This is a genomic window from Yoonia sediminilitoris (assembly GCF_003058085.1).
GTDB lineage: Bacteria > Pseudomonadota > Alphaproteobacteria > Rhodobacterales > Rhodobacteraceae > Yoonia > Yoonia sediminilitoris.
The window spans coordinates 423,964-450,863 of sequence record NZ_QBUD01000002.1 but is presented as its reverse complement, the minus strand read 5'-3'; the positions used below and the strand labels follow the sequence as shown (position 1 = coordinate 450,863).

The following is a 26,900-nucleotide window of genomic DNA, read 5'->3' as shown; positions in this document are numbered from 1 at the left end:
TTAAGGTTTCGGGCCGTTCTTGATGGCCTGATAGGAATGGTAGCCAAAGGCGGTGGCTCCCCCCAAAAGTATCAGTATCATTATGATCTTGGGGAATACGCCGAAGGGATCGCACAGGTTCATTGCAAACAGGATCAGCAACAGCAGGCCGCCCGTGATCCATGCGGCCTTGTAATCATAGGCAAACTCATGCGCAGCACCGCTATAAAGGGCGCGCCAGACAATAACCCCGGTTATCATGAAAAGCAGCGCCGCTGCGGTGGCCACAAGTCCCCTGTTTGTGCAGATAAACCCACAGGGAAAGATTGAAATGGATCCCGGCAAGGGCGATTGCAGCAGATGTTCTTCGAACGTGTCATCAATGCGTATCACCATTTCGGGGGTGTCGTCGTTGGTCGGGTCTGGGATAGGCCAAAAGCCAACGCCGCCGAAATTCTGATGAAAATAGACAAGATCATCCGCGAACTGGCTGAATTCAACGCCCGGAACCGTAGAAGGTGGCGTGGGGCTTGTTCTGATCTCGCGGTGGCCGCCGCCCGGCAAAACCGGCAGGATGTTGTCCAAAATCTCTGCGCGTTGCGCTCCTCTGGCACCGCCAAGGTCCATCCGCAGGCGGAGCTGTTTCTTGCTGTCGGTCGTCGGTTGTTGAAGGGACACCAGCACGTGCTCGACATCTCTGTTTCTGCCGCCGACAAGCAATTCCCTGATTTCGCCAAACAGGGGCACATTTTGAAACTTGGGATCCAAATTCAAATCAAATGCCAGATTTACATCGATGCGTTCGCCGATCCGGCTTGACTTGATCTGTGTGACAAGGGTGACAATGTTGCCAATATTGGGTGTGACCGCAGAACTGCCGTCATATCCTGGCACTTCAAGGGTCAGCCCGTCCACCTGCCAACCGCCCCACAACCCGTCAATCAAGGACTCGTAAGGGCGCGGGGTCTGTGACCACGCATAGTCACTGATGCCGCGAAATGGCTGCAACAAGGCCGTGATCTGCTGGGATGCAGCGCTGATGTCCTTTTCTTCCCACGTCTGCCATCCGTTCAGCCGGATCGCCAGATCAGCCTTGGCCCGATGCTGGTGGGCTGCGTTGATGAAATCCCAGCCACGTTCCTGCCAGAAGCCATCATTGCGCAGGGAAACCCGGGTGGAATCTGCGCTGGCCTCCTCGTCAGTCACAATTTCGACCCCGTAAAAGGCAGCGCGCCCAACCAAGCCGAAGTCGATCAGATAGGTCTGCTCGGCCTGCACTTCATCGCTATCGACGGTCGTTGTGGCGCTGGCAAGTGGCGCCTTCCAGAACGGATAGAAGCCATAGATAAGTTTATTGCCCTCGCGCAGACGCACGCACCCACAATCCGGCAACGCCACGTGGCTGATGCGCGGAGCGTTCAGCGCCGGGGCTGTCCGTTCGGCAAGGATGCGGATGTCGGTGACAGGTGTTTCGGTTTTGTCCAGCCCCAGGTTGTCGACGGCGGCATTCACGGCGGTTTCGAACAATCTGGTATTCGGATATTCCAAATCAGCAAGATTTTCCATCACGGCAACAAGGTCGGGATTGACGTTGATGCTGGTGACTGCAGGTGCTGCCTGAATGGCTGATCGCAGGTCCGCGGTCAGCGCCCAAGGGTTTTCTACCGCCGACAACAGGCGCGCCATATCGCGGTTCACTGATGTCACAACCTTTTGGGCCGCGATGGGCGAGAGAACATCGCGCACGTTTCCTTTCAGGACCTCGGCATTTGGTGCGGGCTGATAGGTAGTGGCAAGCAGCGCCTTCTGGAATTCAGGGTCTGCGACGGTCGCCAGAATTGCGCTGTCTGTGGCTTCGGTCACACCGATCGTCGGGTTCAGGTCCAACGGCTCGATCTGGTCTTCCAGTCCGACGGGCAGGTTGTCAAAGACAGGTTCAACTGGTTCTGCCGCCGCCGCCAGCGTTTCGGCGGCCAGTTCAACCTCGGCCATGATGCGTTCTTGCGTCGCGATCTGGATCATGCTGCGCACCCCCGACAGCAGCGCGTCCTGGCTCGGGGCGGTTTTCCCGATGAGCATCGGCAAAACCGGCGCGGCATCTGCAAAGTCCTCGACCAACGCCAGATTTTCGGCCAGTTCAGGGTTGAGTGTGTAGAATTCCCCAAAATTCTGGTCGTCGTCGAGCGCAGCACTGATCTGTTCGTGCAAGCAGGCGTTGATTTGCCCGTCAAGCGTGCGCAGGACCGCGTTGCGCAAGGCGGGCCGACTGGAAAAAGTCTGCTCGCCCAGTGGCTCAAGCAGGGTAAGCACATCAACAGGTGCGGTCAGACTGTCAAAGAGGCGCTGATCAAACGCCGTGAAGGCGATGATCCCTGTCTCGCCTGAATTGCCACAGGCCGGAAAGGGCCGATCATAGATCGGGGAAAAATCGCGCTGCATCCCTGCCCGGTTTTCGGCGCGATACTCGGTGACGAGCGCACGAACGATGTCTGCATTTCCCGCCAGCCGCGGTCCGCGCGTTTCAATCGCCTCACCCAGCCAAAGTGTGAAGTCGGGTGACATCACCTGTCTGAGGCTGCTGGACAGTGCCTGTTCGAGTTTGCCAAACCGCGTCAGGGCGGCAATTGTCCCGTCCTTGCCTTGCGGCGCGGCAAGGCTGCTGCAAATTGCGGGCACATCGGGCCAGCGTACAGGATCAATCATGGAAAACGTCTGCACAGCCGTTTGCGCATCAGAGGGCAGGTCTTGCGGGCGCAGATCGGCGCAATGCTGCGTGGACGGGCTATCGCCGTTCAGGATCGCGGCAGTCATCCGGCGCGGACCCGCAAGGCTGAGTGTCGTCAGATTCAGACCGTCCGGCGCAATTTCCAGCAGTTTGTCCGCAAAGGCGGGCACACTGGTTTGATCATACCAATCGCGCCGCAACCGCGTCAAAACATCGTAATCGCGCGCAGCCGTCAGCGTGCCCGTCAGGGTATCCACATCGTCAGGCAGGGGATATGCCATGCAGAACTGCACCAGCGTCACACGGGTATATGCGCCGAACTTGCCGTCTTGCAGCAATGCGTTGTCATCCTGCATGGCGGTCCGAAGGCCGCTTTGAATGGGACGGACTTGTGCGAGTTGGTCGGCAGGGATTTCGGCTGTGCGCAACAGATCGCAGTTGGCCATGACAAGACCGGGCACAAGGACGAAAAGCAAAACGGCCATCGCCTGTCTGAGCAAGTAGGTCATACTGTGCGTCCTTCTTTTCGGAGTTCGTCGGCAATCGCTTTGCGCAGGTCCTGCCCGCTGACCTGTGCAGACCCGCGCCGCAGGGCGGTAATTGCGGCGTGCCGCACGACATTCGTGATCGCGCCGCCGGTCAGGTCGAATTCGGTGGCAATGGCTGCGGTATCTGCGTCGCCCGCAAGCGGCACATCGGACAGCATATTATCCCAAAGCTGTTTGCGAAGCGTTGCATCGGGCTTGGTAAAGCCGATGGCCATCTGGAAACGGCGAAAGAACGCCTCGTCGATATTACTGCGAAGGTTGGTGGCCAGAATGACAAGGCTGGTGCAATCTTCGATCCGCTGCAACAGATAGGATACTTCCTGATTGGCATGCCTGTCGTTGGAACTGGAGGTCGCGGTACGCGCCCCGAACAGCGCGTCGGCTTCGTCAAAGAACAGGATCCAGTCCCTTTCCTGCGCCAGATCAAACACATGAGACAGGTTTTTCTCCGTCTCCCCGATGTATTTCGACACAATCATGGCAAGGTCGATCCGGTAGACCTGCAAGCCCGTCCGCTTGCCCAACAACGTCGCGGTCAGTGTCTTGCCTGTCCCCGGCGGCCCATAGAACAGGGATTTGAAACCGGATGATAGCCTGCCGGACAATCCCCAATCGTCCAGAATTGTCTTTTGGTTCTCCAGCCAGCCAATCATATGGTTGATGTTATGCTTGATCTCGCGGGGGAGGATCAGATCATCCCATTCCAGACGGGTGCTCAGGCGTTTGGCCGGGAACTGTGGCGAAAAGTCAGGCGCTGGCGGCGTGCCCGCACAAAGCGCGATGACCCGGTGCGGCGGCAGTGAAAGCGGCCCGGACAAAAGATTGCCGGTTTGCGCCTGAGTCTGGTCGATGATCTGCCCCACGGTCAGCCCGATCTTTTGGCGCAATGGGTGATCGGGCGCAAACATCTGCATCGCACTGATCCGCTTGTCAGTATCGCCGCCGCCCAGCAAAAATAGCGCGGTAACCGCCGTAGGGACAAAGCTGGCCGTGTCCACCCGTACGGCCCCGAACTCTGAAAACACCCTGTCAATCGCGGTATTGCGCACGAAAAACGGGTCCAGCGTGGCAGGATTGATCTGCGGCGCAAGGGCAAGCGCCAGAACAAGCCGCCCGGCCGTATCAAGTCCAGCCTCGGCGATCAAATTGGTCAGGGCGGCCCCTTTGGGCAGTGACGGGGCGCTGGGAAAGGCAAACGCATCCTGAGAGTCGGCAAAGAAATGTTGCAGCCGGGCGGTGATCACTTCGCCCAGCCAATGGGTTTCCATCATCAGGGCTTGGGCGTGAATGTCTGTCTTGGGGGTCAGGTCAGTCATCATGCCCCCGCCATTTCACTATCAGAGGCTTCGGCATCCAAGGCAGGGCGACGGGGCTGATCGACCATGGCAAACCGTCCAGCAGCATATCGAATGGACCTTTGCTGACCGTCAGCACATCGGATTGCGCATCACTGTCATCAATCAGCCCGCTTCGTGCGACGAACGTCTCGCGCAACCCGCCCGGAGAGGTACTGCCCAACCGACCCCAGCGTTCAATAACCGACAGAACCAGACTGTCGATCAGTTGCAGGTCACTGGCCATCAGGGGCGCCCGCTCTGGCAGTGGCGTATCGGCTGTATGGCCAAGCAGGCAGCGTTCCAGTGGATCAAGCGGGTGATCGACGGGCGCCTCTGCCCTGACCAGTCCCCCCAGCACACCGGCCGCGCGCCCCAGATGTTCCGGCAAGATGCCGCGCTTGTCTTTTTCGATTTCCAGACGGTCAAACAGCAAAGTTATGAACGGGTGAAAGAGCACAAGGCCCGCGCAGTCAGTGGGGTGCCGTGAGGCTGGCTTTGGGGTCACTTCCGCCGCTTGAGGAGCCTCTTGCGCAGGATCCTGCAACAATTGTTCGAGTGCTGCGCGGGTCCGGTGCCGCAACGCCGCGTCCTGCTCTGTCCCATAGCCAAGGCGTGCAATCATGCCGCGCAGGATGAACGGATCGGGCTCCGCGCTCGTCAAGGCCCTGACAAACTGATGGATAGTATCTTCGAATTTCGGAGCGGCCTGGTCCAGTGCGACACCAAAGGCTGTGATCCAGAAATCCGCTTCGGATTGGGCTGGCTTGTCACTGCGCAAGAGCGCCCACAGTAACTCAAACCCCTGCCGTGCATGTGGGCCGATATCGGGCAATGATGCGTCCAATATGTCAGCAAGTTGTTTCTGCTGCGCGGCATTCTCTAGCACATGATCGTCTAAGGTCTGAGCATTCAGATCATCTTGCGCTACCTTTTGCGGGGTCCTGTCCCCAGCGGAAGCGCTGGGCGTCTGGCTTCCTTCTGCGGCGGTGTGCCCTGCATCTTTCCCGTTGGTATCGTCGGGTTGGGAATGTGTGTGTCCCGCTTCATCCTGACTGGTGTGCAGCGGGCTCTTGGATGTTGCCGGGGCGTCTTGACCGGTCTGCCCATCAAGGTTGCCCGCGGCACCGGTTTCTTGATTGTGATCTTGGTCAGTCGGGGCCTGTGCGCGATCATGATCCGCGTCCAGCGCGTCGGCGATTGCGCCCAGCGCGGAATCTGTTGATGCCGGGTTTGTTGATGCGGGGTTTGGCCCGCTGCGACTGGGCGTATGTTGCGGGCTGGTCCCCGATTGCCTGCTCAAGGCGGGACCGCGCAGCTTGGTTTGGGTAAAGTCCGGACCTTCGGCGATCGCGCCTTCACCCAATGAAACGGCTGGAGCAGGCAAGCCATCGGGTCCCAAGATCGTATCGGCGCCCCAAGCGTCAGAGCCAGACTGATCTGTGGGGGCGGGATTTGATCGGGCCGCCGCATCGTCGCCGTTATGACGGGCAACGTCGTCCTGCCCCCTGCCAGTTTCCTTTGGTTGGCTTTCATTATCCGATTTGCGGTCTGTTCCGGCAACTGGCTGCAAGGGCGCTGTGGCTGACTCTGGATCTGTGCGGCTTTGACTGTCCGCTATCGCCTCAGGAGTAGGTGCTGCTTGGGTGTCAGCTCGCTGGGCAAATGTCTCTGGAGTCTGTGGCGCATGACTGGCGCGTGCTGCATCTGCCCCATCCGGCGTGGGTCGTGCGCCCGCGGCGGATGTCACATCATCCGGGCTGCCGCCTGTCTGCGCGGGTTCGCTTGTGGGGTCGGCAGATGCGTCTGTGGCTTCGTTTTCAGCAACGTGATCTGAAAACTTCGCGTGGTCCGGGTCAGGGGTTGCACGCTTTGCTCTTGGGGTTTCCGCAGCTTTGGGCGCCTTGGACGATGTGTCGTTTTCAGTGACATGACCCCGCGCGCCTTGCTCTGGGCCGTCAGGTGACGGAGCGTCAAGCGATTGCGTGGCATCATGCGGCCTGCTGGGATCTGAAAATTGGCCAGAGGCAAGGCGGTCAAGAGACTCAGATTGCGCGCGATCCGAAAAATCACCCGGTTGTGTAGTTGGTGCCGAGGCAGATGTCCCGCTGTCCACTGCCGTCGCGGCTGCATCACCGGGGTTGGATTGCTCAGATGTTTCACCATCAGAACTGACCCGGTCAAGGGCGGGATCGCCCGGGCCTTGAGTGTCAGGCGCGGTTTGCCGCAACTTGCCCGGGGCTGATTTCCGGACCTGATCCGCCCGGGCTGTAGCTTCGCGGCGCGCAGATTGTGTCGTCGCTGAAACCAGCTGTTGGAGCGTGCGGGCCAGTTGGTTAGTCTTAAGCGTCCTGTCGGGACTAGCCGCACTTGCGCCCGCCTTACGCGCGGCGTCGATATCAATTGTTTCGCCAAGCAAGAGCGCGCGGGCAATGTGCCTATAGGCGGCATCAGGGCTGGTCACGGTGCGCAGACGGGCCAGTGCGTCATGCAACGGGCCGTCCGATTGGCCCAGAAGCGCGGTGATCAGGTCCAGAACCAAAGGCGCGGGCATCATGTCCAGCGCTGCTTCTGCCTGTGCCTTGTCGGTCCGCATTAAGGCGCGCAGGTCGGCTGCCGTGGGCTGCGGTGCATCGGTGCGCTGAGGCGTGCCGGACCGTGCAAGCTCGCGCAATATGGCTGCGATCCGCGCGACAGTTATGGTGCCAATTCCGGCCAATTGGCCGATATCGTCAAAGAGCGGTTTCAGCGTCGCCGCTTTGTTGGCATGATCCTGAGGCGCATCGTCATTACCGCTGGGCGAGCCCAGTTTGCTGGCAAGTTCATGGACCCAAGCCGTCTGCCCGCCCATGTTGCGGGGCCACGTGCGTATCTGCTTGGCATCGGCGATCTGCTGTCTTGTCCCAAGCGGCAGCGCCTTTGCGAGGGTCAGCAGCACGTCCCTCTCTGCCCTGTCGATTTTGCGGGCCAGTTGTTTGTACCATGCCCCAAGGTCGTCGCGATCACGCGGACGCGGGCCAAGCCCAGAACGCTTTGCCATTGACCCGATAGCCCTGTTCGCCAAAAGCGGGAGCAAGGCCGCGATTGCTGCCGCGCGATGTTGCGGGCCTTGCGCTTGGACAATGGCGCGCAGATGCCGCAAGACCGTCGCCACGTCAGGCACGGCGGTTGTCGCTATGTGGTCCGGGACCTTGTCTTGCGAGGGCTCGATGGCTGGAATGCGATCACTCAGGTCCTGCGGTGTTGGCTGCAGGCCTGCGTTGAAGGGGCGGTAATGCGCCACCGGGCTGACCTGATCAAATGGCCGCAGATAGGGGGCCAGAGCCGAGGTAAGTTCCTGTGAAAAACGCGCGCTGACAGTGTCCCAGTCCACGGGCACCTCAAACGCACCCAGATCAAGGGTCAGTTGGTCAATATGGATATCGCGCGATTGAAGGGCCGCTTTTTCAAGCAGCCTGTCCAGTTCGGGCAACAATGTCTGGCGGATCGCCAGCAACTGCCGGTCCGGGGTCAGCTCGGGCCGATCCGTGACAACATCAAATGCAAAGTTGAGCACCCCAACCTGATTGGGTGCAGCCATGGGGATATGTGGTTTTGGTTGCCTCATGGGCAGTCCCCAAGCCTGCGCAAAGTCGCCCTGAGCTTTCTCGTGTTGGCCTTGTCAGGCTGCTTTTTCCAACGGGCATGGCGTGTTTTGACAAGCTCCATTTTCCACGGACTGAGCCATGACAGACGCACATGCACATGCGCAGGTGCAAGTTCACGCACCAGATTGCTGATAAATTGTTGAAAGGCGGGGTCTTGGGTGCGTAGCGTCCAGTTGGGCAGCAGGGCATAGGCAGTGGCCGGGCTGAAATCTACGGCGTCCTGTCGCAAGCGAATATCTTCGATCAGCCAGATTTCCTCTGCCTGCTGGTTGAGCATCTGGAAGGTCAGGCGAATCTGGTTGCCACGTTCTTCCAGCGCGTTTCGGTCCGTCCCTGTGTCGCAAATGTGATGTGCGTAGCCAGCGCCGGGATCAAAGCGCAGTTCCAGCCTTTTGTCATCGATTTCAAAGATCTTGTAAGATGTCTGCTGGGCCGAAAGCCGGAACAGGTCCGGCGTTGTCTGCCCGTCCAGCAGCCACGGGCAATAGCGCGCAAGCCCCTCTTGGTCGAGCGGTGCAACATCGTCGCGGCGGTTTACGAAAACATCAAACGGTGCCTCGGGTGGGGCGGCCTGTGCATCAGGACTGGCACGCAGGGCAGGCTGCGGCTGACGGATCAGCTTGACCAAGCTTGCGTCGATCAGGGATTGGCCAGGCTGTTGAAGATCGGCCAGATGTGTCACCCGCCCGACAAAGCCATGCACCGGGTCTGCGCTGCCCTTGAGGCTGTTGTACGCGGCAAGGTTGGCCAGATAGTCGGCACGCCATGAGACTTTCCACCGCTCTTGCTGGGAAAGGCCACGGTACGTATGCAGCGTGACCGGGTCGATCTTTGGCATCGCTTCGCCTTGCAGGGCGATCAGATAATCAAGCACAGCAACGCGTTCCCTGACCTGCGCGGGGTCGGTGTCATCGATGGTTTGAGAAATGCAGAACCTGTCTGATAATCCCGCAATCGGGGCGATCAGGCCACGCAGATGCGCATTGGTAAGCCTGCGGTATGCCGATAGTTGGTTGCTGGCCTGCGTGCGGGCTTTTGCCGCGGCGTTATTTGCGTGCGGCGCCGGCCGGTAGATCGCAGGCAGCATTGCATCAACACCATCCATGCCGATATTGCGATGCTGCCCTTGCGTCAGCACATCCCAGTCGTTGGCATCCTTGCGGTTGCCTTTGGCGGCAATTTCAGCCGCTTCCCATCTGACAAGTTCGTCGTTGATGGCATGGATGTTGAGCGCAATGGCTGCATTATCGCGCCGCAGGAACAGGTTGCCCAGCATCTTTTCGGTTGGTCTGCCGGTTTCGAAATAGGCGTTGGGCGCCAGTTCAGAACCGCTTTCCTTGATCGAAAGCCCGGTTGCTTCCGAGATCACATCGAAATGGGTGACTTCCTGCACAAAAGGAATGCTCTTGATCGCAGTTAGGATCACATCAAGCTGTTTCGCGCCCGACGCCTCGGGCAGGAGTGCGGGCAACAGGGCCGAGGGGTCCCTGAACGCATCGTTGCGCGTGGCGCCTTGCAACTGGTTCAGGTGGCTTGGCTTGATGCCTCGCAGCACGTGTTTGGTGCGAAAGATAACCTCGGCGGCAATGGCGTCAGGGTCGCCCAGCGGATCAATCTGGAGCGTGCCACGCAACTGCACAGGCTGCGGGGTCGCAATTTCAACGGCGTGTACATCGCTGCAAAGCAGTCGGTGTTTATCGAATGTGGCGCGGACTTGCTCGACGAGCGTGTTTCTCTCTGCGTCGCTTGTGGTCAACTCGGCGGGAACGATCAAAAGGCTGACAAGACCAAGGGCCGGGCCGTTGCGTGTAAAGACCCTTTCAACACCTGTAATGTCAGACAGGATGCCCGCAATGTCACGCAAGGTGACTGGCAGGCTGGTCAGCACTTCTGCCGGTGCAAACAAAGCGAGTTGGCCGTAATCGGTCTCTTGCGCCTGACGGGTCAGAAGGTCACGCACATTATGGTCGCTTTGGTAGGCGATTTCCGTCAGGGCAAAGGCCGTCTGTTCCAGCAATGTGACACCCGGATCATGCAGGTTATAGTCGGTCCAGATGTTTCCCGACAGTTTTTGCGCCGCAGCAATTCCTAGCGTGCGCAGCGTGCCAAAGGGCAGTTCCGGGGCCGGGTCGCTTTTCATAATGTCCCGTCCGGCTGTGTCTTGTTGCTGCGCGATCCTTCCATTGTCGGGTCAAACCAAAGCTGGGTCAGATAGTAACGGATCACATATTCACCACCGTAGTTGGCGTTGGTTTTCATCTCCAAATAAAACGTATGCCTGTCTTCGCCTGCCTTCCAGCGTAGTCGGATACGGTCCGCGTAGCTTCCGTAAACGGCGGTTTGCGCCTTGATCTGGCGGCGTTTGAAGTACCAGTTATAAATCCAGTTGCGTGGATGATAGGCATTCATCGCGATTGCATGGGTCATCGCATATCGGCCTTGGTTGGGTTCGCCACCGACCCCTGCGATCACTTCAAAGGCCTGACAACCCGTCAGGTCTTCGGTGATGCGCGCCCACTCGCCGTCAGCTTTGACGGACGCAAAATCCTTGCGGGGGTGGCCGATGCGCCCGTGGCTGCGCACTGCGCCATTTACATCAAGGCGCCAGTCAGGTTCTTCTTTGTCGACCCCAAGCCGGCCATCTGTCGTAACTGTAATGCCCGGCGCAGATGCGCCTGCGGCCCCTGCACGTACATGCAGACTGGGTCTGCTTTCACCATGGTCGATGACCCACGTCGGGCCCGGAGAGTCGCTTTTTTCATAAAAGCTCATCATCCGGCGGAAGTTGCTGGTCCCGGTCAGGATCAGTCCTTCGTCGGGCGATTTGCCAAACCCGTCGTCAATCTGGTTCACGCCGCTGTCGATCAGGTGGCTGAAGTCTTCGGCAGTAGGAAGCGCGCCATCGCTAAAGAAGGCCTTGAGCGTGGTTCTGTCTTTTTTGGTCATTGACGCGCCTCCTCGCTGACGATCAGCATGTCACCCACTCTCAATCGGCCAATCCCGCTTGGGGTGGCCGGAATGTTCTGGGGGGTTTCCAATGTGGAAATGGCATGGTCCGACGCGGAGAGCGCCAGTGCCCATGGTCGCGATGGACGGATCACATGGTCGGGGCCACCAGCCCAATGCGCGGTATCGGCGAGCCGGTAATGCGGCGTGTCGTCGACCATGAAATGCAGGACAGAAAAATCGGTCACGTCCTCGACGTAATCCAGTGCCGCTATTTGTGCGCGCAGGACCGGTTCCTGCAACTGCCATCCGAACTGACCAAGGCTGTCTTTCGCTGTCCAGACAGACAGGACCTGCGCCAGATACAGGCGCAGTTTATGGGCCATCGCGCCATCATCCAGAAACGGTGAAAACCGGACAGCGGCACGCACATGGATGCGGTCAAAGGCCGGGTTCACCACTTCGTATTGTACCCCTTCGGCGCCGTGGCTTTGAAGGTATTTTTGCACCTTGTTGAGTGTGCCCGGGTCAAAAAGCCTCCCCTCGGGGCTGCTGGTCATCACTTCGGGAGGATGCCGGGTGATCACAACGGTCGTGGTGCCCGGACAGGGTTCGGGGGTTGCGCGGGTCAGATGGGGCAAGCATTTTGCGATCCAGACCTCCGGGAATTTTTCCAGCACCAAACGTTCCACGTCAAAGGGCGTGACGGCACGTTTGCGGTGGCGCAGTCGTTCCGACACCCGCGCAAGATAGTGCGGCGCACTTTCGGCGGCACGGGGCGGGGCACGTCGGCTTGCTTCCACGGGGGCGGCAAGGCCGGAAATGGGCGTTTCAAACTTCCAGCTGCGTGGCCCGTCAGCGTGATCGTCGTTCCCGACAGCGCGCTGCGCCCAGACGCCATTGGTGCGCACCTGTGACAAGACCGGGTGGGTGGCAAAATGCGGCGAATCTGTCGATGCCGCGACCCAGACACCGCCGTCCGGAAATTCACCCTTTGGTGTGTCGGCATCATCGGGCAGATCAAGGATGACCACGCCGGATTTGGTCAGCCCGTCGGTCGTATCCGAAAAGATCACCGTTTCGGGCAGGGTTTTCCACCCCTGTGCCGTAAGATAATGCCAGTGAATACCCACGACATCCGGTGCGATCCGCTGGTGTCCGCTGTCGGCGATATCAAACAGCAACCCCAGCCGCTTTTTGGACCCCGCGCCGGTCAGTTGCACATAAAGGCTGGCCAGCCCAAGCCTTTTGGGAAATAGCCCGAAATCCCTGTGAATCTTTCTGGGAAAGGCGACACGATGTCCAAAGGGGGTAATCTGCGTGACCTGATCGCCAGGCCGGGCGGTTTCCGTTGCCGCCAGGTCCATCGTCGCGCTTGCTGTGTAGTCCAGACGCAACTTGCTGATCTTGGGAATATAGGGCGCGGGTGGTATCTTGCGCGGCCGAAGTCCGGGTACCCACCTTGGCCGCATGGCGTTGACAAGGGCAAGCGGATAAGCCGCCTGTCCAAAATCGCCCGCATCCTGTAACTTCAACCGGATGGCACCCGGTTTGACATTGTTGCGCGACTTGAGCGGTTTGGCATCCTGCCGCGGTAAAGGTGGAAAGGTGATGCCGGGGATGTTGATCCTGACCTGCCACCTGTCATGCAACAGGCCATCATGGGCGCGGCTTTCAAACAAAGGCAGCGGTTCCTCGCGGTCCGGTTTCCAGCCATCCGGTGCCAGATATGCGGTTTGCACCTTGGGTTCGGGAATGACGACAGTGTCGGGGTAGGTTTCGTAATGCCCGGCAAACCCGCCGGGCGTTGTTGGCAAATCAGCCCATTCAATGGCCATTGCGATGGATGTCACCGGTTTTGATACGATCTCTGGCGCAGAGACTGTGAAAGTTGCAGCATCCTTCGGGCGGGCGCCAAAGGGCAGAAAGCTTTGGGCCGTGGCCAACAGCCCGTCATCGCTAAAGGCAGAGACCTGACTGACTCCTTTCACGTTGATCGTGATGCCAATGGCGTCCAGCATATAGCGCTCGAAAAAGGTAATCGGGCAGGCGCGGCCGGACTGGTTCCACCTGATGTTCATTACCGGGGCTGCGGCGCTGCCATCCGGCGGCGGGGTCAGGGCCGGTTTTTCAGGGGCGAAAATCAGCTGCACGCCGATGCCGGCGGCGGTGGATTTCTTGCGTTTGGCCACGGTCTGGGATGTCAGCGCGTCGAGCGGCTTGATTATTGTCGTGGTCGCGGTTACCGGGCCAGTCTCGGTGGACAGTGTGATCGTAAATGCATCCCCCAGCAGCTTTTGAAAAATCTCGGCCGGTTCATAGGCGAATTTGCCCTTTACCACGGTAAATGCTTCGATGATTTCGCCAATTTGTTTTTGGTCGTCTGACTTTGGCTTGCGCTGCCCCATCAGCGCGGCCTTGTGTTTGGTGATCCCGGCCTCGAGTGCTGTCCAGTATGCCCCGGTAGGCCAAGCCCTGTTTTCAATCAGGGCAAGGGTCAGAACGCGGCCCAGCAAGGTGCGCAGGCTTTGTGCTGATTTGTTGCCGCGTTGCACAAGTTCGCGGCTGATAACTTCGTATATCAGGTCCATTGACGGGATGCAGTTGCGCTCTTTGGCAAGCTGGTTGACCCTTCGTGCGATGAATTCAATCGCCTTGATCCGGGACGGGAAATCCAGCGTGGCAACCAGCGCCGGGTCAGCGCGCAGTTCCAGCGCTATTCTGGGGTCGGGGATGGCGTCTGGCGCAATGTCCTGCGGGTAGGAGGCTGCGGGCAGATCGGTCGCGCGGTCCATGTAAAGCGCCAGATTGATTGTGCGGTGCCCTTCGGCGACAGCGAACATTTCAGAGGCGATATCAATCCCGACGTCGAACGGAGCTTCCGGCGGGGCGTTGAACACCCGTCTGCCCGGCGACAACGGCCCCGCAGGGTCGATGATCGCATGCATCCCCGTGATTGCACCCAGCGAGGATGCAAGCGAGTTCTTCATATTCGTGGTGTATGTCAGCGCCGCCGTCGCGCCCACCTTTGCGGGTGTTACTGCGACCTCGGTTTCGGTCTGGAACCTGACTTTGCGCCCGTCATCCAGTTGCGCCACGATGCCCGTGCCCTTTGGCACCTTTTGCAGCACCGCACCGGAGGGCAGATGCAACAGCGCGCGTTCAGGTGCGGCGCCACGAAGGTCCTGACCGATCAGATCACCATAGTAAAAGGCCCGATGCCGTGCGCCGAAATAATTGACGTGCTTTTCCACCTCTAGCGACATGGTCAGTTCTGCAATGATCAGACCGATTGCCGGATCAAGCTCGTGCGAGGCGAGTCTGTTTTCAAAGGCAATTTTGGCGAGGGGTTGCAGCGATGCAATTGTGTGCAGCAACTGCCTGTGCGCCGCATTCAGCCCGATCCGGTAAGCTGTGGACGCAGCCTCTCCCTGCGCGGGCAGAAACCCTTGCGCCTTGACGACCTCGGGCATGCGGGAAATGGAGGCATCTGCCAGTTTGCCGACCTTGGTCGTCAATGACATCTGGGTGTCCAGTGCTGCGATTGGCTCTGCCAGACTGGCCTTATGTTGGCTGGTCATGCGGGAGAGCCAGTCATCAAGCTTTGCCGCCAGAAACCGGACAAGATTAGCCGCCGCTTCTTGCCCCTGCTCCATTGCGCACCGAAAGCGCGTGACCTCATCATCCTGCCGGAAACTGATAACCTGTGCCGCCACAAGCGCGGGTTCCTGCCTGAGCAGCTTGTGCCACGGTTCAGGCGCTGTCCTTGCCAATGCGACAAAGCTGCGCGCCAGATCTTCCGAACATAGTTTTGGCGGCACGGCCAACGGCGCAGGCAATCGTGCGTCGGCGCAAGAACCGGGGGTAACGGGTATGTCGGACCATTTGATGGGCAAGGTTAGCTTTCTGTGCGCTGAAAATGGATTGCGATGAAGGGGCAGATCAACTTGCGCCCCCCGGATTGATGACGTTCTGGGACAGGAACACGCCGGTCAGCGCGGAGGCATCGCTTTCGAGTGTAAAGATGCCGCCAACCCCACCGGGAGGGCCGGGCCGCGTGTCTCCGGCAAACATGCTTGACTGGAATTGCAAGGCACCTGCGGCGGGGTCGGCATCCGGCCCGAACAGCGGCAGCAACTTGCCATCTCTGTCCGTCTTGCGCACAAGGCCCTGCCCACTGCTGACAAGGCGGGCACCGCAAAGGGCCAGCCGGTTCCACGTCAGCTTTGCAAAGGACAGCGGCGCGCCTTGGGTGCTGGCGATATTTTCAAGGGTGAATGTCGCACGGCCCGACCGATAACCGATCCGCAACTCAAAACGCCCTGTGGCCTTGCTGATGGATGGTGCACCGGTTTCCGAGAAAGTCGTTTGGCTTAACTCCACCAGACCCGACATGATTGACGTGCCGGTCTTTGGGATTTCCTCTTGCCGCGGCGGGATGCCCACAACCATAGGGCCGGTGTAATCGACCGCGTTTGCGCGGTAGGACAATGTGTACGCCAGCGGCAGGTCTGTCCCGTCCTTCAAGCTGCGGATCGGTGATGCCGTTGACCCCCAAAAAGTGGACAATGCCCCATCTGCGCCCTCCGAAATTGGCCAAACGCTGCTGTCGTCAAGGATGATACTGCGCGGTGAGGAGCGCGTGAAAAGGTCCAGTCTGCCGGTAACAAACAGAACTTCGCCGCCCACTGAGCCGTCGGCAACGCGGTAGTAGGTGCCGGACAGCCTGCGCGCATCGTATCGGTCAACGTCGCAAGGCAATTCGGGGCCAAGGCCGATCAATTCCAGTGCGGGGGTGGCCTGCGCGGCCTCAATCGTGCTGTCGACGACCGACTGCACCGTGTCGCAACTGCCAAGCGATATGGCCATTGCTGCAACGATAAAGGCGCGCGCAATCCTCATTCCAGAACCTCGATGGGTTTGTCGGTAATCAGGGTGCCTTGGGTAATGTAGAAAGGGAACACCGCGTTATGGCGCGTGTTGGTCTGGGTGATTGTATAAAGAACAGCGATATCAAGCTGACCGGAGCCAGCATCAATCTGATCTTGTCGGGTCTTGATTTGCGCCCTGACAGAGTGGGTCTGGATGCGTGCCTCGTAAAACAGAATGGCGCGGGCAATGGCGGCCTCTATTGCGCGCATGGTGGCATTGTTCATCGGGTCGAACAGGTAATCATGGATGCGGCAGCCGAATTCGGGGTGCATGACACGCTCACCGGGTCGGGTTTCGAACAGGATGCGCAGGCTTTGGTTGATGTCCTCGGCGGCCGAAACCAACGTCGCTTCGCCCGTGTGGGGATCAAAGCTGGGCGGAAAGGCCCAGCCGCGTCCTAAAAATCCGGGATCTTCGAAAGCCATTGCCTAGTCCCCGATAATCACGGTTGGCGCGCCGGTGACAATGCTGCCACCATGGGCGGTCGTGTCCCCCATGCGGGCGGCAGGGGATCCCCCGATCATGACGCTGCTGGACCCCTTGCTAATGGTGGCCGTCGGGCCGACGCATACGCAATTGTCGCCTTGGACCGCAGCGGGCAATCCGGCGATCAGAACGGTGGCTTCTCCGGGGCCCACGATCGGACCGCCGACGTGCGGGACGGTCCCGTTGAACGCTGGGCATGTGTGCATATCGGTTAGGCGTGCTGCTGGTGGCATCTTTGTTTCCCCCCAATTTCCCCAAAGCGTTTCTCGAAACGCCGTGGAAACTTCATATGTTGTGGGCGTTTCGCCTTTATCTGGTTCCTCAGGTTAAAGGCGAAACGCTTTAGTTAATCATGACCATGGCACCCTCGACCACGGCTTGTCCTCCCCCGCTGAGGGTTGCTGTGGCACCGCCAGATCCGGTGAATTCCACACTCGCATCGGCAGCTATATTCAGCCCCGTCAAATTTACATCGCCGCCACTGCTTTCGATGTTGATGTCCTGAACGGCGGTGATGTCGATCGTGCCCTGACTGTCCATAACGATGCCGCTGTCGCTCATCGTGATGGTGTTGCCTGTAACGTCGGTCACGGTGATTGTGCTGCCGTCATCGTCAATCACGATAGATTGCCCGGCGGGCGTTTCGGCGGTCAGGATTTCCTTGTCGTCGTCAAATGTCAGATGGATACCCGATTTGGTGGTGATGGTCTTAAGCTCGTTTTTCTCGGTCGCCTCATTGGTGCGGGTCAGGCTGCCGCCGTGCAGTGACCCCAGGATCACCGGCGCGCCGGGGTCCGCAGACAGAAAGCCAACGATCACCTCGTCGCCGATTTCCGGCAAAAACTGGATGCCGGCGCCGTCACTTGCATAGGGCTGGGCATAGCGCGCCCAAAGCTCTGCCGGTTCTGCGCCGATCAAGGGCAGGCTGATCTGGATCATCGCATCATCTTGCATCGGATTGGTGCCGCTTGAATCCACGATGGCCAGTACGGTGGCCACATGCAGCCCATGGACCGGCGATGCCATGGCACCGGCACCGGGTGTCGCAAGCCCAAAGCTGTCAGCCCGCCAGCCCGCAGGCAGGCCAAAGCGTGCGGTTGTTGTCCATTTCCCCGCGCTGAGGTCGTGGTTGATACCGCTGACAAATGCGGTCCCGCCCATACGGTTGCCAACCCCGGTCAATTCGATCGTGTCGCCGGGGTTGGCAAGTGTAGACCCGATATAACGACAGGTGCCTGACATGGCTGCGAGTGGTGGTCTTGCGGCGCGCGCCTTGGCTATGTCCGGCATGCTGACCTGACCTGCGGCATAGGGGGTTGTTGCACTGTGGGTGCGGTCACTCGTGACGCCTGTCAGGTCCGAGAAACTCGAATTCCCCCAACTTCCCTTATCTACGCCCTGAGCCGTTTCACTGACTGTGGCCTGCGCGGCAGGGTCCCAACCGGTGACACTGCTTTCCTTGAACAGCGATGCTGTGTTCACCTGGGTATCAATTTCAAGAATATCCATACCCAGCGTGAGCGTCATCGCCGCCCCAACCGAAGGGTCGGGTTCTTTTGAGGTCACTTTCCCGTCGTCAACCAGCAAGGCATGGCCGTTGCGATCTGCCAGCAGGCGCAGAAAGTCCCAGTCACTCACGTCATATTGCACCAGATCGGCAGGGTCGGCCATTGTGGCGGCCACATCAGCCGACAGCCCCGCGTCCCCGATAATCTTCGACATTGCATCGCTGTCCTTGGACTGAACAAAACTGGTTGTCTTACGAATCTCGGTCAGTGTAATCGCCTTGTCGCGGCATGTCAGTTCAAGCTGCCCGCCACCGCCAGTCACCCGAAGCCGGGTCGCGGTGATGATCCCTTTGAACAGAGTTTGCGAGGCGCCGTCGCCGAAATGGGCCTGCACCTCGATCTCTGTGCCCGGTTTGTAGTCGGCTCCGTCCGTGAGCGGAAATTCGTTGGTGGCAACAGACCCATCGGCCAATGTGACGATGGCCTGCGGTACCCGGTTCAGGTCATGTGTCGTGCGCGCTGACAACACAGCAATTTCGTCCGCAATCGCGGTTCCAGCCACCTTGACAATGATACCCAGAGGGCCGGTGCTATCATCAAGAGGAGACGCTGCCATAATTTACCTCATGGGCGGGAAGCGCAGAAGCGTTCCCGGTGTCAGGTTGCGGAAATTGTCGAGGTTATTGAAGCGCGCGATCTCCAGATACTTCGAGACATCCTTGTAAATGCGCTGGCACAACAGCGGCAGCGTATCGCCTTCGACCACCTGGATTATGTGGGTCAGATCAGGGGATTTGTTGTTGGCCTCGCGGGCGACTTGCGCCTCTGTCAGGGCTTCGATGAAATCCAGCTTGATCGTGGCGCGCAGCGGCGCGCCGTCGGGGTCGAACAGTGTATAGTCGATATCAAGGCCGGTCAGGCGCCCCTGCCATGCATTCAGTTGCGTGCCCCAGTCAAGCTGGACCGCGTCGGGTTCATGGTCATCGCCAGAATAAATATAGGCGATATCGCGCAGCTTCTCGATCTGGTCGGAAACGGTGACGTCTGCGGCATCGGGAATAACCCCGGTGCCATCCAATGTCAGGCTGAACGACACTTTTTCGGGGTCGGACGCGGAAAATTTCGGCACAGGCGCAGGTTTGCCCACGGCGGCGTCTTGATCCTTCCCGGTGCCAGAAAAATTCGTGCTGTATTTATGTGTATAAGACGCCGGGTTGATCGTGACCTCAAACACATTCGCCGCACCTGATTTGGGGCTGATCTGCGTTTTGGACGTGTCGCAACGGGTGATGGTCAGTTTTGTCACGGGCTAGCCTTCCCTGATCCGCTGTTCGACCGCGGCGATCTGGTTTGAAATCACCTCGCGCATATCGCGGCGCAAACGGTCCACCATTTCCTGCACCTGTTCTTCGGTCAGGCCGTCACCCGATTTTGCGGGCTGGCCAAATGTGCCCCGCACCACAAGGCTGCCTATTTCAATCGCCATGTCATTTTGTCCTTTTCAGGCTCAGATACGAGAGTTCAACAGTTTCAACGGCGAGTTCGTTTTTCATCGCATCAAGGTTTCCGACCGTCCATTTGACCGGATAAGCGTTTGTAACCGACCAACTGGCAATCGGGGCCGCATCTTCGTCAAGCAGCGTGATGATCACGTCCTGTGGCTTGATCGGTTTTGCAAATCCGCCTTCCAATGTGTTCTGGCACCATGTGACCAACCCGCTAGAGGCCTCGGTCAGCCCGCGTTTGAGTTTCAGGTTGGGGTGTTTGACCTGCTTGGGCAGCTTGTGCACAAACTGGTTCTCGCCCCCCTCGACAAGCTCTTCGGTGCTGATTTCGGTCTCTATCCCGCTGACTTCCTGAAATGCGGTGTCCGGAATATCCGGATCACCGCCCTGGAACGACACTTCGAAATGAAATGCCGTAGGGATCGTAAAGTCGCTCATGGGTTTACTTCGTCTCGATCTCGAAACCTTCGTGGGCGATCTCTACCGTTTCAATCGCAACTTCGTTGCCTTCGGCTTTCAGGTCCGTACCCGATACTTTGACCGGAAAGGCGTTCTTGACCTTCCAGATGATGCGCGGGGCCTGCAATTCATCCAGCAAGGAAATCGTCAGCGCCTTGCGCGTGATGACGTTCATCTTGATGTCCTTGAACCAAAGGAAAATCGCGTTGTCGTTGACGAAAACCCCCTTTTTCATGGTGATATTGCTGTATTTGATCATGCCAGGCATCTTCAACTTGGAAAAGACGGGGTTGTTGCCCGCCCTATATTCCAAGGCTTCGGATTCGGTATCGAGGCCGGACACTTCCTGAAACGCCATTTCCGCATCGTCCCACATGACCTGAAAGTGGAACTTGGGAAGGGGCCAAATGGTATTGTGCTGGGCGGAGCCATCATCTGCCATGGTTTTCGTCCTTTCTTATGACTTTTGCATCTGCTGCTGGAATGTGATTTCGATGAATTCTGCGGGGCGTACGACAGCCACCAGAACGGTGATCCGCAGAATGCCTTCGAGAATATCGACAGCGGTCATGGTATCGCCCAATCCCACATGCACACTGAACGCATCCTCTGGCACGGCACCGGCAAGACCGCCTTGCTTCCAGATGGATGTCAGGAAGTTTTCGATCATCGACTTCATCGTGACCCATGTGTTCGCCGTGTTAGGCTCGAACACATAAGCTTTGGATGCCAGCCTGATGGATTCCTCCATCATGATCATGGTGCGGCGGACGTTGATGTAGCGCCAGTCAAGGCTGTTGCCGTCCAGCGTGCGCGCACCCCAGACAAGCGTGCCTTCACCGACAAAGGGCCGGATCGCGTTGATGGATTTGCCGGTTGTCGAGACGTTCAGGTTCTCTTGTTCGGCGTGGTCGATATTGACCGTTGGCCCAACCACCGAATTCACGCTGATGTTTGCAGGAGCTTTCCAAACGCCACGACTGTTATCCACCATCGTATAAAGCCCGGCCATACCGGCCGCCGGTGGCATGCAGTTTTCGCGTTTGGTAATTGTATCCATCATGACGCCGTACAGCGGCACAAGCGAGCGTAGCGTCTTGTCGATGGTTGCCGGGGATGGACCTTGGGAAACAATAGGTGTCATGCCGTCGACCAAGACGCGGAGAGTCTCGGATTTGGTCGTTGTCACTTCACCTTCTGTCACATCGATCTGATACTTGATCTTTGCCTCTGGTCCTTCGAAGTCAGGCGAAGGCGTGAAGGTGATTGTTCCTTTTGGGTCTGCTTTCCAGTTGCCGACCCCATCAATCACACGTTCCATGACCGGATCATCACCGTCAAGCAGCGACAAGGTTTTTACATCTGCCCCTTCCATATGGATCGTGCATAAGACAGGATCAGTGGGGATGACGGCTTTCTCGCCTGCTTCTGCGGCTGGCTGTGTCTTGATGATTTGGCCAATCAGTTCCACTTTGATTTTGATCAAATCAGTCTGATATCCGGCTTCATCCTTTACGATCAGTTCGACCCTGCCATCAGGACTTTCTCCATCATGCGTAAAGCTGACCTTACTTTCAGTGTCTTCGTCGCCCAAGTCTTCACCTGTGAAGGTCATGGGTGAAATTGTCCCGCCAGTGACATTTTTAACCTCAAAAGTGAGCCCTGCTTTTTTGCTCACATCGTCTTCAGCTGTGATGTCATGTGACGTTACTAAGACGGCTTCTTTGAAGGGCACTGAAATCGTGAAATCGCCTGTCACTTTTGCGACGCTGATACGGTTGATTTCAGGTGCAAGTGCTTTGTCGCGTTTCACCGATTCCAAGAGTTTCGCAATCATCAGTTTATGGCTTTCGCCATCGACATTCTCGTAACTGAAATCGCGGGTCTGAAATATTGAGGTGTGCATCCACGGATAATAGGCTGCACCGAAATCAAGGTTATTGATCCCGACGTCATTACGAAAAGTCGCGACCGGATCCCCCATGGGATCTTTCTGGTCCAGATGGCCCGCGAAAATGTCCAGAATTGCAAAACGATTCTTCATGTCGTTTCCGCAATGCTTGAGCATGGCCTGCTGTACCTTGACGGCGTTTTGGCGCGCCAGGCGTGTGGTCTCGGGGATGACCACCATGGTAGGTTCAGGCTCTTTCTGAAGCCGGGTCAGTGCTGCCAGCATCTTTTCGGCGTCCATGGCATTGTCGATTTTTTTGGGTTTGCCCTTTTCGATTTCAGCCGGATCATTGTCGATTTTGTAGGGCCCAATGGACGTGACGTAGCATGCGCCGCCGCCGTTTTGAAAAAACAACCGCATGGCGCCAAACAGACAGAACGCCGGATTTGTCTGGACCAGTTCGTATTTCTTGTCCCCCGCGTTGAATATCGCGCGTGGCAGCCTGTCCTTTGCGGCGGCGCCATCTTCGGACAATGGTTTGGTTGGCTTTGCAACCTTGTCCTCAACGAATTCGACCAGCTTGTAGATAGGTTTGGGAGCACCCCCGAAATAATTTATATATTCGGAAAAAGAGGTGATCCGAAATGGCGTGTCAAACAGGGATACATCACCATTTTCAGCTTTTTCTGTATAGCCGATAAAGGCGGGAACCGCCGTCGCGACCTGCACGACCGAATTCGGGAATGCGCTTTTTTCGACGATGTAGACGCCGGGGGTCTTCATGACCATGAGGGTTCTCCTTTACCAGAGGCTGACGAAAATATCGGATTGCATTGTCGTATCGGGCGACCCACCGGGAATGGGCCGTAGATTGGTCCCGGCTGCGGGCAACACGGGCACAAGGGTAATGGGGTCGAATGGAGGTTCCTGCGTCTGCTCCAGCGCAAAGCGCGTATCTGCGCGGCGTTGCAGGGCAATCGGCTGGGTCGAGCGCAAGACACGCGCTGGCGTTCCATTGGGCAAGGCGGTCTGGCCAGCGTCCTCAAAATTGACCTGCGCCTTCTGGTCGGTAATCTGAAGTGGTGCATCCACAGATTTTCCGATGATGTGATAGGCCCAGATCGCCGCCACCGACGGGCAATGCAGGTCAACGTCGCGCTGGCCGGTCGCCGGAAGACTGACATCGATCAGGAAAAGCGGATCGCCCGGGGCGCGTGGCACTTCCCCATTGGTGACGATATCGGACAAGACTGCCGTGGTGCTGGCTGTGTCGGATGTCAGGTCGGCACGTGGGCAGGTTGTCCAGTCCGCGCCGCTGGTAAGCTGGGCCACTTCGCCCTCATCGGCGATTACAGCCAGCGTGACGGTCACGGGCTCTTCAAGGTATTTGGTTTCGGCAACCACATCCAGACGCGCGGTTGCCGGTTTGGCAAGCAGGCCGATGCTGGCAAAAGCGGTAGGGCTATGGGGAACAATCCGCAGCGGCGGGGCTTCGTCGCTCCAGTAGTCGTGTGTGATCCGAAGAGAGAGAGCAATATGAAAACTCATGACGCAGGCTCCTCTTTTGGTGTGGCAGACGCGACAGGCTCGTGAATTGTTGGGTCGATCTTGATAACGGCATCGGACGTCAGGCTGACGGTGCGGATCTTGAACATGACCGACGGCACATAGCTGCCGCCAAGGTTGCCCCACATCTGGCTGACTTCTTCCATGCGCAGGTTGCTGATCTCGATCGTCAGTTGCTTGACCTGGCGGGGCAGGTTGGGTGTGTTTTGCGGGGTCATGACCGGAAAAGTCTGGAAGTAGGTCAGTGCGGCCGACAGCACCTTGAGCCCTTCAGTATAAGTCTTGGGATCATAAACTGCGGCCAGCATGACGAAGACATCAAGATGCAGTGGCGCGGCCACGACAACCTGACCCAGCGCAGACACTCCCCTGGAGCTCCCTTTGCGCGGCATTGCGTCTTCGCTGATATTGGTCACGAACAGCGCAAGCCGGTTGCGGGCATTGTCCGCAATCTTACCGTCACCGTCAGTGATGGGCGTCACGACAGCGATGTCATCTGTTGCGCCGTACCGACTGGACAAATGTCCGTTCAATTTCGCCGCCACGAGTGTAAGCACCTGATCAATCAAAACAAAAACCATCAGACAATAGGTTAGAGTGCCCCTGAAGGGCTGGCGCATAAGTGGGCAAAACAACCCCCCGAAAACAGTTTGGACCGCAAAAGCGGAATCCTCAGAATCTTGGATGGGGTGGAGTGAAAATCCATGAGTGAAAAGTTAGCCCCCACGACAAGACAACCATAAGTCGCAGCAACTTGGCAAGCTTCGCGTTACGCTGGGTCAATTTTTTGTATTGGCAAAGCTTGGCCGGACCCGTCAGAGCCGAACTTCAAGATGACGGTTGCGACAAGTTCGTCCTCGTCCACCAAATGCAGGTTCAGAAGGCCTTTGAGCCACTCAAGGTGGATGAGGAACGCGCCTGTTTCATCGTGCAATCTTGCCCGATTTCCAGCGGCAGACAGCACAGCGTTTGCGCCTGCGATAAAGGCATTGGTATGGCCGTCTATCGCGTGATGGTCGGCCTCAAGAGTGTCAAAACCACGTGTGATGCGCGAATCATTTTGGCCAACATTGGGGAAAAATTAAGCGTCTTCAACGGTGTGATGTTTGTATCGTCCATTGACAGGAGTATAGCCAAAATCCGAAACGACAGATTGATATTTGTCCGGTGCGATCGTGTGATCAATGAACGCTTCGGCCCCTTTTTGACAGGTCGTCAAGGATGCGACGTAACATCGGTTGCCGGACCAGCCAGAAGCGGATCAGACCATTGAAACCAGAGGCGCGTTTCCAACATGCGCCGATCTTCCGCCAGCAGCAGGCGTAGCGCTTCCGACAGTCCATCGCCTGTTGCCATCGCAAGGTCCGTCTTGGCGTTGATCTTTCAATCTTACGCAGCGTCATCCCAAGATGAGTCCCGCGTCGTGCATGGATCTCCAAGTCCTTGACCCGTTGATCAGCTGCATCACATTCGTAAAATACCTTTAGCAGACGAACGTATGTACATATCTTGCGTCACACCCTGTCTAACCACACCAGATAGTATGGGACCACCGTCAAGCATTAAATCACCTTGCCATTTCGTTGATCCCGTCAAAAGATAATCCCATCTGCGCGCCGCGTTTGCGCGCGCAATATTCAACAAGGCGCCGAATAACGGCGCAATCCGAACAGGGAGATATCAATGACAATCAAAACAAACCTCATGGCGACCACCGCGGCCATGCTCATCACCGCAGGCGGTGCCGTTTATGCAGACGGTCATGCCACGCACCCCGAAACGGGTGAAACGCTCGCCTCTGAACAGGTGTTCACCTATCGTGATCTTGACGAAAGTCCGTCGATTGACCCCGGCAAGGCAGAAGATACCGCCGGCGGCGATATCATCCGTGATCTGTTTGAAGGTCTGATGGGCCAGGATGCCGAGGGCAATCTGATCCCGGCAGTAGCGACTGGCTATACCGTCAGCGATGATAACCTCGTTTATACGTTCACGCTGCGCGACAACGCCAAATGGTCGAACGGTGAACCCGTCACCGCTGGTGACTTTGAATATGGCTGGAAGCGTGCCGCCGACCCGGCCACAGCGTCGCCCTATAGCTGGTACATCGAACTGACAACGGTCGCGAATGCGTCCGAAGTGATTGCAGGCGATATGGACCCGTCAGAGTTGGGCATCAAAGCGATTGACGACACGACACTTGAAATCACATTGACCCAGCCGTTGCCATATTTTCCGGACATGACAACACACTACACCCTGTTCCCCGTGCCACAAGCCACGATCGAGGAATTTGGTGATGAGTGGACCAAGCCCGGCAATATGGTATCGAATGGGGCCTATGTGCTGACCGAACATGTCCCGCAGGAGCGTCTGGTTCGCGAACGCAACGAGATGTACTGGGACAATGAAAACACCATCATCGACAAAACCGTTTCGCTGATTATTCCCGATGAAAACGTGGCTCTGACACGTTTCCTTGCGGGCGAGTTGGACCGGACAGAAGTTCCCGCTGGTCAGTTCCCGCGCCTCGCGCAGGAATACCCGGATGATATCATGTCGGTTCCGCAGGCTTGTTCCTACTACTATACGATCAACCTGACCGACACGACGAACCCTGCCTTGCTTGACCCCAAAGTGCGTCAGGCGCTTTCGCTGGCGGTGAACCGTGATGTGATCGTGGATAACGTGCTGGCCGGTGGCCAGAAGGCCGCATACACTTTCACCCACTGGGCAACTGCGGGTTTTGAAACGCCTGAAACACCCATTGCCGCGATGGATCAGGCTGCGCGTGATGCTGCCGCCAAAGAGCTGATTGCAGAGGCGGGGTATGGGTCCGACAACCCGCTGTCGCTGAAACTGATTTACAACACCTCGGATTCGCACAAATCCGTAGCCATCGCGATCAGCCAGATGTGGAAACAGACGCTGGGTGTCGAAACCGAACTGGCCAATCAGGAATGGCAGACGTTTCTGGAAACACGCGGCAATCAGGACTATGAAATCGCCCGCGCGGGCTGGTGTGCCGATTATAACGAGGCATCGACATTCCTTGACCTGATGGATTCAGGATCAGGCTACAACGATGCGAAGTACAACAACCCAGAGGTTGATGCGCTGCTGGCCGAGGCAAAGACTGCCGCCGACCCGCAGGCCGCCTATACCCAGGTTGAACAGATCATCAGCGAGGATGTTCCAATCATCCCGATCTACCACTACGCGGCTGCGAAAATGTTGTCTGACGCGGTCGAAGGCTGGCCCTACAACAACTTCCAGCAAAAATGGTACTCCAAAGACCTTTATATCGTCGCCGAGTAACCGCTTGCGCAGCACGCCCTGACACCGGGGCGTGCTGCAATCTGCTATCCCCCAGT

General features: G+C 57.9%; 19 protein-coding genes. 2 read left to right on the top strand and 17 right to left on the bottom strand.

The features are described from left to right. The 17 genes from C8N45_RS07075 to C8N45_RS07000 form a co-directional block, all read right to left on the bottom strand. Positions 1 to 3,213 carry a hypothetical protein gene (locus tag C8N45_RS07075; protein ID WP_108385513.1) on the bottom strand — a complete coding sequence of 1,071 codons (3,213 nt, stop codon included), beginning with the start codon at positions 3,211 to 3,213 and terminating at the stop codon, positions 1 to 3. Then, positions 3,210 to 4,568: an ATP-binding protein gene (locus C8N45_RS07070; protein ID WP_245882585.1), complete on the bottom strand. Its 1,359-nt coding sequence runs from the start codon at positions 4,566 to 4,568 to the stop codon at positions 3,210 to 3,212. Before C8N45_RS07070 ends, C8N45_RS07075 begins: the two co-directional genes overlap by 4 nt. Continuing rightward, positions 4,561 to 8,193 (bottom strand): contractile injection system tape measure protein, encoded by a 3,633-nt coding sequence (locus C8N45_RS07065; RefSeq protein ID WP_108385511.1) that lies wholly within the window; start codon positions 8,191 to 8,193, stop codon positions 4,561 to 4,563. Before C8N45_RS07065 ends, C8N45_RS07070 begins: the two co-directional genes overlap by 8 nt. Next, positions 8,190 to 10,373 (bottom strand): hypothetical protein, encoded by a 2,184-nt coding sequence (locus C8N45_RS07060; protein WP_108385510.1) that lies wholly within the window; start codon positions 10,371 to 10,373, stop codon positions 8,190 to 8,192. The genes C8N45_RS07065 and C8N45_RS07060 overlap by 4 nt, the downstream gene beginning before the upstream one ends. Beyond that, complete coding sequence (locus C8N45_RS07055) at positions 10,370 to 11,179, bottom strand: contractile injection system tail -fiber like adhesin (RefSeq protein ID WP_108385509.1); 810 nt, start codon at positions 11,177 to 11,179, stop codon at positions 10,370 to 10,372. Before C8N45_RS07055 ends, C8N45_RS07060 begins: the two co-directional genes overlap by 4 nt. Next, entirely contained in the window at positions 11,176 to 15,075 is a 3,900-nt protein-coding gene (locus C8N45_RS07050; RefSeq protein ID WP_133175954.1) for a baseplate J/gp47 family protein, read from the bottom strand. Before C8N45_RS07050 ends, C8N45_RS07055 begins: the two co-directional genes overlap by 4 nt. A 46-nt stretch (positions 15,076 to 15,121) precedes the next feature. Continuing rightward, positions 15,122 to 16,081 (bottom strand): hypothetical protein, encoded by a 960-nt coding sequence (locus C8N45_RS07045; RefSeq protein WP_108385507.1) that lies wholly within the window; start codon positions 16,079 to 16,081, stop codon positions 15,122 to 15,124. Continuing rightward, positions 16,078 to 16,536: a gp25 family contractile injection system sheath assembly initiator gene (locus C8N45_RS07040; RefSeq protein ID WP_108385506.1), complete on the bottom strand. Its 459-nt coding sequence runs from the start codon at positions 16,534 to 16,536 to the stop codon at positions 16,078 to 16,080. Before C8N45_RS07040 ends, C8N45_RS07045 begins: the two co-directional genes overlap by 4 nt. 3 nt (positions 16,537 to 16,539) lie before the next feature. Next, positions 16,540 to 16,830, bottom strand: a complete 291-nt coding sequence (locus tag C8N45_RS07035) for a PAAR domain-containing contractile injection system baseplate protein (protein ID WP_108385505.1) — start codon at positions 16,828 to 16,830, stop codon at positions 16,540 to 16,542. Between the two features lie 109 nt (positions 16,831 to 16,939). After that, the gene (locus C8N45_RS07030; RefSeq protein WP_108385504.1) at positions 16,940 to 18,721 is read right to left on the bottom strand and encodes a phage baseplate assembly protein V; all 1,782 of its coding nucleotides are present in this window, start codon (positions 18,719 to 18,721) and stop codon (positions 16,940 to 16,942) included. Between the two features lie 3 nt (positions 18,722 to 18,724). Next, a complete protein-coding gene (locus tag C8N45_RS07025) occupies positions 18,725 to 19,411 on the bottom strand; it encodes a CIS tube protein (RefSeq protein WP_108385503.1) in 687 nt (228 codons plus the stop codon). Between the two features lie 3 nt (positions 19,412 to 19,414). After that, a complete protein-coding gene (locus C8N45_RS23170; RefSeq protein ID WP_168769421.1) occupies positions 19,415 to 19,591 on the bottom strand; it encodes a hypothetical protein in 177 nt (58 codons plus the stop codon). 1 nt (position 19,592) lies between these two features. Next, on the bottom strand, positions 19,593 to 20,048 hold the full coding sequence (locus C8N45_RS07020) for a phage tail protein (protein WP_108385502.1): 456 nt from the start codon (positions 20,046 to 20,048) through the stop codon (positions 19,593 to 19,595). A gap of 4 nt (positions 20,049 to 20,052) precedes the next feature. Beyond that, a complete protein-coding gene (locus tag C8N45_RS07015) occupies positions 20,053 to 20,511 on the bottom strand; it encodes a phage tail protein (protein ID WP_108385501.1) in 459 nt (152 codons plus the stop codon). A gap of 15 nt (positions 20,512 to 20,526) precedes the next feature. Further along, a complete protein-coding gene (locus tag C8N45_RS07010; protein ID WP_108385500.1) occupies positions 20,527 to 22,749 on the bottom strand; it encodes a phage tail sheath C-terminal domain-containing protein in 2,223 nt (740 codons plus the stop codon). A gap of 12 nt (positions 22,750 to 22,761) precedes the next feature. Continuing rightward, positions 22,762 to 23,508, bottom strand: coding sequence for a hypothetical protein (locus C8N45_RS07005; RefSeq protein WP_108385499.1), 747 nt, complete (start codon positions 23,506 to 23,508; stop codon positions 22,762 to 22,764). Further along, positions 23,505 to 24,107, bottom strand: coding sequence for a contractile injection system cap protein (locus tag C8N45_RS07000; RefSeq protein ID WP_258793129.1), 603 nt, complete (start codon positions 24,105 to 24,107; stop codon positions 23,505 to 23,507). Before C8N45_RS07000 ends, C8N45_RS07005 begins: the two co-directional genes overlap by 4 nt. 173 nt (positions 24,108 to 24,280) lie before the next feature. On the opposite strand from C8N45_RS07000, the gene C8N45_RS22985 reads away from it, so the two are divergent. Continuing rightward, positions 24,281 to 24,799: a hypothetical protein gene (locus tag C8N45_RS22985; RefSeq protein ID WP_133175953.1), complete on the top strand. Its 519-nt coding sequence runs from the start codon at positions 24,281 to 24,283 to the stop codon at positions 24,797 to 24,799. A gap of 410 nt (positions 24,800 to 25,209) precedes the next feature. Next, positions 25,210 to 26,844: a peptide ABC transporter substrate-binding protein gene (locus tag C8N45_RS06990; protein ID WP_108385496.1), complete on the top strand. Its 1,635-nt coding sequence runs from the start codon at positions 25,210 to 25,212 to the stop codon at positions 26,842 to 26,844. Positions 26,845 to 26,900 lie beyond the last annotated feature (56 nt).